Source organism: Lentilactobacillus fungorum (assembly GCF_016860605.1).
GTDB classification, from domain to species: Bacteria; Bacillota; Bacilli; order Lactobacillales; family Lactobacillaceae; genus Lentilactobacillus; species Lentilactobacillus fungorum.
Window position 1 is genome coordinate 110,346 of record NZ_BNJR01000021.1, and the last position, 13,384, is coordinate 123,729.

Sequence of the window (13,384 nt, forward strand, 5' to 3'; positions counted from 1 at the left end):
ATGGGCGAAACCACATTTGGTCTCGCTTATTTTATTCCCAAAATTAAAGAAAGTGTGGTTCAAACATGTCACTTCATCACTTAACGGACACCTCGTATTTTGATTTAAATAACGAGATTAACATCCCGGTTAACGGGCAAATTCCGCTTCAAAAGGATCAGGAGGCTTTACAAGCATTCTTAGATAAGAACGTCTCCCCCAATCTAGTCAAATTTGACTCGCTTCAAGAGCGATTCGACTACTTAATCAACAATCATTATTACGAAAAGGGCTTTATTGATCAATATGATTTTGGCTTTATTGAGAAACTTTATGATTATCTTCAAAACCAAAACTTTCATTTTAAATCATTTATGGCTGCCTACAAATTTTATGCCCAGTACGCTTTAAAAACCAACGACAATGATGCCTACCTAGAAACTTTCTTAGATCGCGTCGCGGCAAATGCCCTCTACTTTGCGGACGGCGATGAAAGCTTAGCCATGAATCTAGCAGATGAAATCATCCACCAGCGTTACCAGCCGGCAACACCCTCATTTCTAAATGCTGGTAGGCAAAATCGCGGCGAGTTTGTCTCCTGCTTTTTAATTCAGACAACTGACGACATGAACACAATTGGCCGAACCATCAATTCTGCTTTGCAGCTATCGAGAATTGGCGGTGGGGTTGGCATCAATTTATCCAATTTGCGGGCCGCCGGCGATCCAATTAAGCACATCGAAGGGGCCGCTTCAGGGGTTGTCCCCGTCATGAAGTTGCTTGAAGATAGCTTTTCTTATTCCAATCAGCTCGGCCAGCGCCAAGGTGCCGGCGTCGTCTACTTATCCGTTTTCCATCCAGATATCATTTCTTTTTTGGGTGCCAAAAAAGAAAATGCTGATGAGAAGATCCGCCTAAAGACCCTTTCATTAGGTGTGACTGTTCCAGACAAATTTTACGAGTTAATCAAAGCAAACGCCGATATGTACTTATTTAGTCCTTACGATGTCGAACGCGAATATGGCGAACCATTTTCTTACGTGGACATCACTAAAGAATACGACAAGTTGGTTGCCAATGACAAGATCAAGAAAACCAAGATTAAGGCCCGCGACCTAGAAACAGAAATCAGTAAGCTACAGCAAGAATCCGGCTACCCTTATATTATTAACATTGATACCGCTAATCGGGCTAACCCAATTGACGGCAAGATCGTCATGAGCAATCTTTGTTCAGAAATCCTGCAGGTTCAAACACCAGCAACGGTTGATAACCAACAGCATTACATCAAATTAGGCAAAGATATTTCTTGTAATTTGGGTTCCACTAACATTAACAATATGATGAACGCGGCTGACTTTGGTCATTCTATTGAAACGATGGTTAGAGCATTGACCTTTGTAACAGACCACTCCAACATTGACGTCGTCCCTTCAATTCAAAAAGGTAATCACGAGTCCCATTCGATCGGCTTAGGGGCCATGGGTCTGCACAGCTTTTTTGCTAAACACCATATGTACTACGGTTCAGCAGAATCAATTGAATTTACCAGCATCTACTTTATGCTTTTAAATTATTGGAGCTTGGTTGCTTCTAATAAGATTGCCAAGGAACGTCATCAAGTTTTTGATAACTTTGATAAAAGTAAGTACGCGGATGGCAGCTATTTTGATAAATATTTGGAAAAGTCCTATGCGCCAAAGTCTGATAAAGTCAAGGCACTCTTTTCTGATGACATGATCCCAACCAAAGCCGATTGGGAAGCGTTAAAGCAAGCTGTTATGCAATACGGCCTCTACCATCAAAATCGTTTGGCAGTTGCCCCTAATGGCTCGATTTCGTACATCAACGATACGACTGCCAGCTTGCACCCGATCATTAACCGAATTGAAGAACGCCAAGAGTCAAAAATTGGCAAAATTTATTATCCGGCCCCTTATCTATCAAATGACACGATTCCTTATTACACTTCCGCTTATGATATGGATATGCGAAAGGTGATCGACATCTATGCCGCTGCCCAAGAACACATCGATCAGGGAATGGCATTAACCCTATTTTTACGTTCAACCATCCCAAGTGGGCTGTACGAATGGAAAGATGGTCGGACTGATAAGATGACAACTCGTGATTTAAACATTTTAAGGAACTATGCTTACAAAAAAGGTGTAAAATCAATATATTACATCCGAACTTTCACGGACGACCAACAAGAAGTTGGCTCCAATCAATGTGAAAGCTGCGTTATCTAGGGGGAGAATGATGACTGAAAATTATAAAGCAATTAATTGGAACGCGATTGATGATCAAATTGATAAAGCAACTTGGGAAAAATTAACGGAGCAATTTTGGCTGGATACCAGAATCCCGCTATCAAATGACTTGTCAGATTGGCGAACCCTAAACGAAGATCATCAGTGGGTAGTCGGCCACGTCTTTGGTGGCTTAACGCTCCTAGACACGCTGCAGTCACAAGAAGGCATGGCATCGCTTCGAAAGGATGTCCGAACGCAACACGAAACGGCCGTCTTGAACAATATCCAATTTATGGAGTCCGTGCACGCCAAGAGCTATTCGTCAATTTTTTCAACTTTAAATACACCTGAGCAAATTGACGAAATCTTTGATTGGAGTGACACGGAAGAATTTCTTCAGAATAAGGCCCTCAAGATTCATGATATTTATGTAAATGAACCGGACCCGTTGAAGAAAAAAATTGCGAGTGTGTTCTTAGAGACCTTCTTGTTCTACTCTGGCTTCTACACCCCGCTTTGGTACCTTGGACATAATAAAATTCCAAACGTAGCTGAAATTATCAAACTAATTCTAAGAGATGAATCCGTCCATGGCACGTACATTGGCTACAAGTTCCAAATTGGCTTTAACCAACTTGCTAAGGGCAAGCAAGAAGACCTCAAAAATTGGCTGTACGATTTGCTCTATAAGCTATATGCTAACGAAGAGAAGTATACCCATCTCTTGTATGACCAAATTGGCTGGACGGAAGACGTTTTAATTTTTATTCGCTATAACGCAAATAAAGCCTTAATGAATCTTGGGCAAGACCCGCTCTTCCCCGATACCGCAGAAGATGTTAATCCGATTGTTATGAATGGCATTTCAACGTCGACTGCTAATCATGATTTCTTCTCTCAAGTTGGGAACGGTTATTTGTTGGGCAACGTTGAATCGATGAATGACAGTGACTATGATATTTAAACGTTAGCTAACTCATCTTAAGCTGACCAGCCAGATAATTTGCTAATGAAAAAGGCTTGACGAACGGCACATTAATGTGTTGCTCATCAAGCCTTTTGTCATTTAACTTTTTCGACCGGAGCCGATTGACCATTTTTAGCAATGTTCCAACCATCACTAAGCACATTAAAACACGTGAGTTCAACCCTACCGCAATGATTGTCAACATTTATAAAAACCATCGCTAGTCAACTATGTCACTAACTGGTTTTCCTTCCACCATTGCTTTTAAATGATCCATTGAAATATTCACCATATTCATTACGGAGCGAGTAGTATGAAACGCAGAGTGCGGCGTGATTAAAACATTGGGCATCATTGACAGCTTAATGACATCGGCATCAGTCACTTGCTTTGTTGACCGTGAATCTTGAAGATCGGCAGACTCATTTTCAATGGTATCAATCCCGGCACCAGCAATTTCTCCGCTTTGTAAGGCAAAAATCAAATCGGCGGTATCAACAATCGACCCTCTTGCTGTGTTAATGAAAAGCGCTGTGTTTTTCATTAACTCAAAAGTTTCATGATTAAACTCATGATAGTTATCTGGAGTGGCTGGCATGTGTAAACTGATGATATCACTTTGCCGAACTAAATCTTGAAAACTAGTTGTATAGTGAAACTCACCATGAGTATCTTTAATTGGATACTTGTCATAAGCAATTACCTTTGCGCCTAAACCTTTGAACAGCCGAATTGCGTGTTGACCAATGCGGCCGGTACCCACAATCCCAACGGTTTGTTCACTAATCAATCGGCCCATAAAGTCTGGTGAAAAGTGAAATTCTTGCTTTTGCCGCAATTGTTGTTGCATATACCCAACCTTTCTAGACAAAAACAGGGCCATGGTAACAGCAAATTCCGCAATACTTTCTGGGCTATATGCCGGCACATTGGTGATTTTAACACCATTGTCGGCTGCCGCTTGTAAATCCAGGTTATCAACGCCCACGTTTCGCAACGCTAAATACTTAATCCCGAGCTTTCGAAAAGCAATAAACAATTCTTTGGTATAGGCAATCGTCTGCAAACCAGAAATTCCATCATACCCTTTGGCTTCTTCAATGGTTTCTGGTGTTAACGTCGTGGTCGTATAAGCCACTTCAATTTGATGATCCTTCCCCCATTTTTCGATAAACGGAATTTCATCATCCCTGACGTTATAAGCAATAAATTTCATGTCATCCTCCTAAAAAGTAAAGTGAGCGGAGCAAAGCGTTTAGAAACTGGAACATAAGGCATCTTGGCCGGAAATCCCGGGCTTGGATTTTTGGCCAAGATGTTTTATGTGGAAGTTTCTGCTTTGCGCAGCTGTCCTGCAAAAGTGAGCGAAGCAAAGCATCTAGAAAACGGCTTACCCGTAGACTTAAGCATCCTCTTCTACTTAGTACAGTTATTCTGACTCAATTACATCTGTTATATTATCATACCATAAAACAAACGGGCCCTAATGCCTATACAGCCTCGTCTCGACTTCATTAAAAGCCATAAACAAGGTGTTAGCTTCAGTCCCGTTAAAATGCCACTTATTTAATTGCTTGCACGAATCGGTCAAAAGCGGCTTGACCTTCATCATTCCATTTGTAAACACCAGCATCTTCTAAGACCCTGGCAAAAACTAACCCAATTTCTTGGTTGATCACTTGCTCAACGTTTTCTTTGGTAAAATGGTCCGTTTGCTTAAGCTTATCAGCCCATGGTTTGTGATAATCGGCAATTTGATTAGGCTCGTCTAAAACGTACTTTTCGACTTCTTTCATTTCTGTTTTCAGACGGGCAGGCAAAATTGCTCGCCCCATCACTTCAATTAAGCCAATATTTTCTTTTTTGATATGTTGAACATCTTGATGTGGATGAAAAATCCCGTCAGGATACTTTGCGGACGTTTGATTATCTCGCAACACAATGTCCATTTCAAACTGATCGCCATTCATTCGAGCAATGGGCGTCACTGTGTGGTGCCGAGTGTTATCCGTATATGCGCGAATATTCACTGACTCGTCTGAATAAGTCTGCCAAGTATTGGCAATTTTAGTTGCTGCATCAACGACTTGATTCGCATCCTTGCTGAGTAGACGAATTGTTGCCATTGGCCATTTCACAATTCCAGCTGTCAAACCGTCAATTCCGAGGTCGATCGGCCGATCAATTCCAGCTTTCATCATTGGGAAAGTGTGGCGGCCACCCTGATAATGGTCTTGAGCTAACAATGATCCGCCAACGATTGGCAAATCTGCATTACTACCAACGAAATAGTGCGGCAATTGTTTGATAATATCCGTCAAGTTAACAAACGTTCGCTGATCAATGGACATCGGAACGTGCTTTTGATTGAGAAAAATCGCATGTTCGCCAAAATACGCATATGGCGAATATTGGAAGCCCCACGGCTCACCGTTAATCATCATTCGGATTACCCGGTGATTACTTCGAGCTGGATATCCTAGTCGTCCTAAATACCCTTCGTTTTCAATTGCGAGTGGCCCCACCGGATAACTTGTTGACTTCTTGCGGCCAGCCGCGGCGATTGCTTTGGGATCTTTTTCTGGTTTTGACAGATTAATCGTTATTTCTAAATCCCCATAGTCTGTCTTGGCAAGATATGAGATATTCTTAGCAATTGCCCGGGTTTTGATATAATCGTTATTTTGGCTTAACCCATAAAAATAATTGGTTGCTTCTTCAGGTGACTTTTGATATTTTGTCCAAAAAATCTCATTAACCTTAGACGGAATCGGCGTAAGCAGATCCATTAGTTGGTCTTCCAAAATTTCGCGGTTAGTAATTGAATCTTCAATCTTTCCATGCTCAATTGCCAGATCAACAAGTTCATTGGCAAGATCAACCGCTTCCGTGCTTTGAGTTGGTTCACCAAAACCATCACCAATCAGGCGAAAAATCAGGTTGGTCACGTAAATTCGATCAACATTGGTGTAAGGTGAATCCGATTTGATGATCAAATCGGTAAATTTTTCAACAGCTGATTGTGTCATGCCTATGCATTTCCTTTCCGATCGTCATAACCCTTTGGATGCGTCTGCTTCCAATTCCAGGCAGTTTTAATAATTTCATGAACATCGTCAAATTGGGGCTTCCAGCCAAGGACTTTGCGGGCTTTATCACTGGCAGCAATCAACGTGCTTGGATCACCAGCCCGCCGTGGGCCCATTTTGGCTGGAATTGGTTTGCCAGTCACTTCTCTGGCCGCATCCAACATCTGTTTATTTGAAAATCCAGTTGAAGATCCCAAATTAAAGGCATCAGAATCATGCCCTGTTTGCAAATATTTCAAGGCTAAAATGTGCGCATCAGCTAAGTCGACAACATGAACATAGTCCCGAACGTTGGTCCCATCTGGCGTATCATAATCATCGCCAAAGATCGTTAATTGATCCCGTTCACCCGAGGCAACTTGTAAAATAATTGGTACCAAGTGAGTTTCTGGATGATGGTCTTCACCAATCGAACCATCTGGTTTAGCACCAGCAACGTTGAAATATCGTAAAGCAACGAATTTAATGCCATAGGCAACGTCGCTCCAATGCATAATTTTTTCCATGGCTAATTTACTTTCACCATATGGGTTAGTCGGGACTTGTGGATCGGTTTCTTTGATTGGGATTTGTTTAGGTTCACCATAAGTAGCCGCCGTTGATGAGAAAACAATCTTGTTAACATTGTGATCATGCATCACTTCAAGCAAGCTGATCATCCCACCAGTATTATTATCAAAATACTTTAATGGCTTTTCCATTGATTCCGGCACAACTGAAAAGGCAGCAAAATGAATGACCCCATCAATGATTTCCTTGTCGAACACCGAATTCATGAAAGCTTTGTCACGGACGTCGCCTTCATAAAACCGTGCTTTGTCATTAACTGCAGCTCGATGGCCGGTTACCAAGTTATCAACAACCGCAACGTCGTAACCATTCGCAATCAGGCGATCAACGGTATGAGAACCAATGTAACCTGCCCCACCTAATACTAAAATTGCCATTTTAAATTCCTCCTATTAATTAATAAAAGTGAGCGGAGCAAAGCGCTTAGAAAGCGGAGCCTAAGGTTACTTGCCTGGAAATCCCGGGCTTGGATTTTTGGGCAAGTAGCCTTAGGTGCAGCTTTCTGCTTTGCGCAGCTGTCCTACAAAAGTGAGCGGAGCAAAGCGGTTAGGAATCGGAGTATAAGGCTCCTTTGTGGGAAATTCCCGGGCTTGGAATTTTTCACAAAGGTGCTTACACGCAGATTCCTGCTTTGCGCAGCTGTCCTACAAAAGTGAGCGGAGCAAAGCGGTTAGAAACTGGAGCATAAGGCATCTTGGTCGGAAATCCCGGGCTTGGATTTTTGGCCAAGATGTTTTATGCGGAAGTTTCTGCTTTGCACAGCTGTCCTAGTTACTTAATTTCTCTTGGTCCATCCGAAATTTCTGCAATATAGAATTCAGCTGGGTGGCCAACAACTTGTTCGTAAGCTTGACCAACGTTTTGCTTGAAGGCATCGACTTGATGACGATCAACAATTGCAATCGCACAGCCACCAAAGCCGGCTCCAGTCATTCGAGCCCCAATTACGCCAGGCTGTTTCCAAGCAGTTTCGGCCAAAGTATCAAGTTCTTTTCCAGTCACCTCAAAGTCATAGTGAAGCGACACGTGCGACGCATTAATCAAATGGCCAAATTGATTCAAATCATTATTAACTAGTGCCTTCTTAGCTTGCAGTGTCCGCTGATTTTCAAACACGGCGTGACGAGCTCGACGAATCAAAACATCGTCATTAATCAGATAAGTGTGCTCATCAAACTCGGTTTCAGTTAAATCGCCTAATGAATTAATATCAAGTTTCGTTTGTAATCGCCTTAAGGCTTCTTCACATTGGGCCCGGCGTTCATTATATTTAGAGTCCTGCAATTCACGATGCTTTTTAGTGTTCATAATGACGATCACATTATCGCCTAATTTAACGGGAACGTATTCATACTTAAGGTTATTCGTATCAAGTAAGACTGCTTGTTCCTTCTTGCCCATCCCAATCGCAAATTGATCCATAATACCAGAGTTAACACCAATATAATTATTTTCAACTAACTGACCGTATTTAACCAAATCAAGCTCATTGATATTTAAAGAAAAAACATCGTTAACAATTTCACCGGTCAACAGCTCGATGGCCGCTGAAGATGACAACCCGGCAGCATCAGGCAAATTCCCATAAACGGCTAGATCAAAGCCATGGCTAAATTGATGACCCTGATTCATAATTTCCAACATCATGCCCTTGGGGTAATTAGCCCATCCGGCTGCTTTGTCATAAGCCAAATCGTCCAACGAAAATTCGACAATCCCTTGATCCGCAACGTTAGCCGAGTACATTCGAACCCGGTTATCATCACGCTTCCCATAAGCAGCGTAAATTCCCATGCTAATTGCGCACGGAAAGACGTGGCCGCCGTTAAAATCTGTATACTCACCGATCAAATTAATTCGTCCGGGCGAGAAAAAGACACGAGATGCATCATAGCCAAATTTTTGTTTGAATTTGGTTTGTACTTCTTCTGCAATCATAGATTTCATCCCTCTATATAATAGATTTTAGTAAACTTTACTCAAATAAAATTTAACGCATTTTTCAATGATTGTCAACCATCTTTTAACCAATCGTTTCACAATTTATTAGTCTCAATTTAAGCCGCCAAATGGTCAAATCTCCTAAATTATTTAAAGCTTGGTAATGATTTTTCACAAGATATGTAAGCGATTGACTAGAATTTTGACCATTTGGATACTAATACAGTAAATTTCAGTAAATTTTTACACTAAATGAGCAACCATCAAAGTAATTCTAACATTGAACCTAATCGTTAGCTTCCAATTTAGGCTCTTTGGCTCCGCTCACTTTTAATAAACATGAGAAGGCATCTGATGACCCAAGACAATCAGATTTAAACTCGCTGGGGACTCGTGGCATTTAATCACGTTGGCTACTGAAATGACAGGTCTCTTATACGAATACGATGCTATATTTCCGGGATAATTGGCTTTTTCTTATCACCACCCATAAGAAGGCCTATTACATCTCGCATCATGCTTGGTGGCGTGGTTAGCATCAAATTTGACAGTTCCTTACGTGATAAGTTCGACCAATGAAAGGTTCTAATGATCAATGCTAGCTTTCACTCTTTTATCGACCTTTACCTGAACACCCGGTGAATTACTTTCTACCAGAGTCACCGATTTTTTAAGCGTTTGGTAGTTTGGACCAAAAACTAAGAATCCCCATTGAAAAAATTGCGTCTTCCTTTACGCCTCAAAATCAATCATAACCGATCTATTGCAAAAATCGTCAGCTTAGTTGAAGAGACTAGGCTGACGATTTTTGACTAATGTCACTACTTTATTCACGGCCCCTTGATTCTGTATCAAAGATAAAGTCCAATAACTTGGGGGTTCGGCTAACGGTTTGGTTACGTGGCCGGTTAACGACTAACAATACTTGGAGAACCGAAAAGACCAGCGAACTGCCACGATAATAAGCGATATATTTGGGCTCCCACTTATCAACGTATTTATCTTTATATGATCGCAAGCCTTCAAACCGGTAGAACTTGTACCCATACTGGTAAATTAAATGAACAATCCGCTCTTGTGTAAAACTAAACTTAGACATCCCAACGTTGGATAAGGGCGACATTCCTAAATCAAAGTATTTAAAGCCCTTCTCAAGCGATTCCTCATATAAATGAATCAAAATCCCATCCATAATTCCCGAGGGCGCTTTGGCCGATGACCGCATTAAGTCAATTGAAGTGGTGACCTGATTGCCATCCGGCATAATATTAGCAAACGCAACAATCTCATCATCAGCGTCTCTCATCACCGCGATCGGTGCTTGATTTAGATAATCATCATCAAAGAATCCTAGTGAAAAGCCCTTTTCAACTTTACCAGCCAGCCACTCATCAGAAATTTGTCTCAATTTCTGCATCAATTCTGGGCTAAACGGCGGCTTTATAATTTCAAACTGATAGCCTTCCCGGTCAAATTTATGCATCAAAGCCCGCTCGCCACGGTGACGTTTACCGCTTAGCGTAAATTGAGCGAGGTCAACTAAGCCGTCTTCACCTGTTTTGATAAAATCAAAGCCATTCTCATGGAGCCCCATTGTAAGGGCCTGATTAATTTCATAAAAGAGTAATTTTAGGCCATTTTTATCCGCGGCTACCATAAAGTCATTGATGGCCGCCTCAACTTTTTCAGGATTGCCAACTGGTTCACCCATTATCAATAACTTATCAGCAATTGGCTTGTACATAAAGAAGACTTGATCAACGCCATCTTCTTGATAAAAATAAATCTGTTTATCCTTTAAAAACGCCAAGTGACTATCCTCAGTGCCACCAAATTGTTGAATGACTGCCTTAACCCGAGCTTCATCAAAGGGTTGCTTTAACCACCCAGGCCGATTTGCAGTTAAATAAAGATTCGTGGCCACCAATACCAACATCGCAATTAATAACCCAATAAATCCCACTAACCAAATTGCTTCTGATGGAAACAGATAGGCCGCATCAAAGTGTAGTGGCGAGTGGCGGTTAGCCGCAATACCAATCAAAGTGTAGCCAACAAACGTCACGATAAAAATAGAACTATTGAGGACAAGCGCCCCCCACGAGTTTGCCATTCGATCACGATAAAGTACCCCACGAGATAGCCAAAGAGTCACTAAAATCACCACGAAAATCGTAATCATCCGCCACGTAAACGCCTCATTAAACCAAGTGTTGATTATTGACAAGATGACGACAACCACGGTCGGCCAAAACGCCCGCTTGGTGCGAGCCCAAATGCCGCTGCCCAAACCAATCAATAAAAATGCAACAATAATGTTCATCATGTGGCTCACAAAGAAGATTGAGTATGGTACTAATCGAACATATAATCGGTTCATAATCACGACATTGGGTACCGTCGCAAATAGCAGCATCATAATCCCGGAAAAATACATAAACGCCGTTAGAAACACCTGCGCAACTCGTTGGATTAGAATACGCGGTAACTCATCTAAAAATTCATTCAGTTTGTGCCCCGTATCATGGATGAAGAGACCAACCCCCACAATAAATGGCAATAAATAATAAAACAACCGGTATAATAAGATCCAAACTAAAGCATCACTTCGCGTCACCCCAATGAAGCCAAGGCCAATAATAACAAAGATATCAAAAGACCCTAACCCACCAGGAATCATGGAAACGACCCCGGCAACGTTGGCAACCACAAAAATCGGAATAACCAGCGACAAATTAATTGGTAAATGCATCAAATAACCAATTAGCACGAAGAACCCTAAGGCACTCCCCCATTCTAAAAATGAGCCAACTGTCATCGTGAGTTCTTGTTGCGTCGTTAAATCTTTAAAAAAATTAGCCTGATTAAGCTTAGTAAATATCAATACCCCTGGAAAATAGACAGCCCCGCCTACTAACCAAATCCAGTAATGGGCAAATGTGGTACCAATCCCAAAGCCAAAGATCATGATCAACGAAACCAAGCAAAGAAGCGATAGCCCTGAAACGAGAAATAACGCGACTTTGGAAATTGCGTAAAGAATTTGCTTCTTGGTTGCTCCCTTACCATAAAAATGTGCCCGAAGACTAGCCCCCAATAAGCCGCCAAACCCCAATAAGTTGGTAAACGTATTAACAACCCAACCACTTCGAATAACGTAACTCGGCGAATATTTAGTTGGTAAAAATTTAACAATTGAAAAATCATAAATTAACATCGGCAGAATTGAAACAAACCCAAAGATCAGCATTAATAACAAAGATTCTTTTGACTGGCTGGCAAGGGCCGTTTTAAACTGCTCCCCATTCACTTCTCGAATAATTTTTGCCAACTGCCTCACAACAAAGATTAACACCGAGAACACAAAGATGAGCTTGATGAGCGTCATCCGTTTGTTAATAAATTGTTTGAACCTTTCAAATGCATTTACCACACTCTCACCCCACAAAATGTCATTCTCGTTTATTATGCCAATTAATCTAACTAAGAGCAACAATCAGCGACCTTAACTGTAGCAAACTTAAGAATTACCTAAGCCTAGCCCAATTTGCCACATTAACATCGTGCTGAATGGCGGGTGACCATATAAAAAAGCCTCAAACTAGTGATTGTACACTAATTTGAGACTTTCGAATTAAGCTTGACTACTTAAGAGTTACCGTACCACCAACGGCTTCAAGTTTTTCCTTGATTTCGTTAGCTTCGTCTTCTGATACGCCTTCCTTGATAACTGAAGGTACTTTATCAACAAGACCCTTAGCATCCTTCAAGCCAAGACCAGTGATGTCACGGATAGCCTTGATGGCTTTAACCTTTTGGTCACCTGATTCAGTTAACTCAACATCGTATGAGTCTTTAGTAGCAGCATCGCCGCCAGCAGCACCCGCAGCAGCAACTGGAGCAGCTGCAGAAACACCAAATTCATCTTCAATTGACTTAACTAAGTCGTTAAGATCAGTAATTGAAGCATCTTTTAATTGATCAATAATATTATCTTTATCAAAAGCCATTATATTTTTCCTCCATTATAATTGGATTAATTAATTCCAACTTAGGCAGCGTCGCCATCGTCAGATTGTTTCTTGTCAGCAATTGCTTTAACACCGTACGCAAAGTTACGAACAGGTGCTTGAAGAATGTTAGCAAGAGTTGATAACAATTCTTCACGACTAGGCAATGCAGCGTAAGCGTTAATTTCATCAAGACTGGCAACTTCACCATCAATCACGCCGCCCTTCATTTGAAGCGCATCGTTCGTTTTGGCAAAATTATGAACGATCTTTGGGCCGGCAATTGGATCCTCAGAAGAGAACACAACGGCAGTTGGACCAGCAAACGTATCTTTTAAGCCTTCAAACCCAGCTTTAACAGATGCTCGATCCAAGATCTTGTTCTTGATAACCTCCATCTTAACGCCTTCATCACGTAATTGCTTACGCAAATCAGTGACTTCGGCAACGGTTAAACCACGATAGTCAACAATCACGATTGATGAAGCATTCTTCAATAAATCAGTAACCTCGTCAACTTTTTTTGATTTAATTGCAACAGTTTCTTTACTCAAAATTTCACCTCCCAAAATT

General features: G+C 41.4%; 9 protein-coding genes. 2 read left to right on the forward strand and 7 right to left on the reverse strand.

Translation table 11 applies throughout. The features are described from left to right. Positions 1-65: 65 nt before the first annotated feature. Both nrdE and nrdF read left to right on the forward strand, forming a co-directional pair. Complete coding sequence (gene nrdE / locus YK48G_RS13180) at positions 66-2,231, forward strand: class 1b ribonucleoside-diphosphate reductase subunit alpha (protein ID WP_203631167.1); 2,166 nt, start codon at positions 66-68, stop codon at positions 2,229-2,231. Positions 2,232-2,241: 10 nt separating this feature from the next. Then, positions 2,242-3,198, forward strand: coding sequence for a class 1b ribonucleoside-diphosphate reductase subunit beta (gene nrdF, locus YK48G_RS13185; RefSeq protein WP_203631168.1), 957 nt, complete (start codon positions 2,242-2,244; stop codon positions 3,196-3,198). Between the two features lie 223 nt (positions 3,199-3,421). On the opposite strand, the gene YK48G_RS13190 is transcribed toward nrdF, so the two are convergent. From YK48G_RS13190 to rplJ, 7 genes are all read right to left on the reverse strand, one after another. Beyond that, positions 3,422-4,417, reverse strand: coding sequence for a D-2-hydroxyacid dehydrogenase (locus YK48G_RS13190; RefSeq protein ID WP_203631169.1), 996 nt, complete (start codon positions 4,415-4,417; stop codon positions 3,422-3,424). Positions 4,418-4,763: 346 nt separating this feature from the next. Continuing rightward, positions 4,764-6,230: a UDP-glucose--hexose-1-phosphate uridylyltransferase gene (locus YK48G_RS13195; protein WP_203631170.1), complete on the reverse strand. Its 1,467-nt coding sequence runs from the start codon at positions 6,228-6,230 to the stop codon at positions 4,764-4,766. Positions 6,231-6,232: 2 nt separating this feature from the next. Continuing rightward, complete coding sequence (gene galE, locus YK48G_RS13200; protein WP_203631171.1) at positions 6,233-7,237, reverse strand: UDP-glucose 4-epimerase GalE; 1,005 nt, start codon at positions 7,235-7,237, stop codon at positions 6,233-6,235. Positions 7,238-7,631: 394 nt separating this feature from the next. Beyond that, positions 7,632-8,798 carry a galactokinase gene (locus tag YK48G_RS13205; protein WP_203631172.1) on the reverse strand — a complete coding sequence of 389 codons (1,167 nt, stop codon included), beginning with the start codon at positions 8,796-8,798 and terminating at the stop codon, positions 7,632-7,634. Between the two features lie 829 nt (positions 8,799-9,627). Next, on the reverse strand, positions 9,628-12,189 hold the full coding sequence (mprF, locus tag YK48G_RS13210; RefSeq protein ID WP_203631224.1) for a bifunctional lysylphosphatidylglycerol flippase/synthetase MprF: 2,562 nt from the start codon (positions 12,187-12,189) through the stop codon (positions 9,628-9,630). A 256-nt stretch (positions 12,190-12,445) separates the two neighbouring features. Beyond that, complete coding sequence (rplL, locus tag YK48G_RS13215) at positions 12,446-12,811, reverse strand: 50S ribosomal protein L7/L12 (RefSeq protein WP_203631173.1); 366 nt, start codon at positions 12,809-12,811, stop codon at positions 12,446-12,448. Positions 12,812-12,852: 41 nt separating this feature from the next. Continuing rightward, positions 12,853-13,365, reverse strand: coding sequence for a 50S ribosomal protein L10 (gene rplJ / locus YK48G_RS13220; RefSeq protein ID WP_203631174.1), 513 nt, complete (start codon positions 13,363-13,365; stop codon positions 12,853-12,855). Positions 13,366-13,384: the final 19 nt, after the last annotated feature.

What these genes read in the sequence shown, in the direction of transcription:
- nrdE (WP_203631167.1), top strand. Translation starts at nt 66, where the DNA reads ATGTCACTTCATCACTTAACGGACACCTCGTATTTTGATTTAAATAAC.
- nrdF (WP_203631168.1), top strand. Translation starts at nt 2,242, where the DNA reads ATGACTGAAAATTATAAAGCAATTAATTGGAACGCGATTGATGATCAA.
- YK48G_RS13190 (WP_203631169.1), bottom strand. Translation starts at nt 4,417, where the DNA reads ATGAAATTTATTGCTTATAACGTCAGGGATGATGAAATTCCGTTTATC.
- YK48G_RS13195 (WP_203631170.1), bottom strand. Translation starts at nt 6,230, where the DNA reads ATGACACAATCAGCTGTTGAAAAATTTACCGATTTGATCATCAAATCG.
- galE (WP_203631171.1), bottom strand. Translation starts at nt 7,237, where the DNA reads ATGGCAATTTTAGTATTAGGTGGGGCAGGTTACATTGGTTCTCATACC.
- YK48G_RS13205 (WP_203631172.1), bottom strand. Translation starts at nt 8,798, where the DNA reads ATGATTGCAGAAGAAGTACAAACCAAATTCAAACAAAAATTTGGCTAT.
- mprF (WP_203631224.1), bottom strand. Translation starts at nt 12,189, where the DNA reads ATGACGCTCATCAAGCTCATCTTTGTGTTCTCGGTGTTAATCTTTGTT.
- rplL (WP_203631173.1), bottom strand. Translation starts at nt 12,811, where the DNA reads ATGGCTTTTGATAAAGATAATATTATTGATCAATTAAAAGATGCTTCA.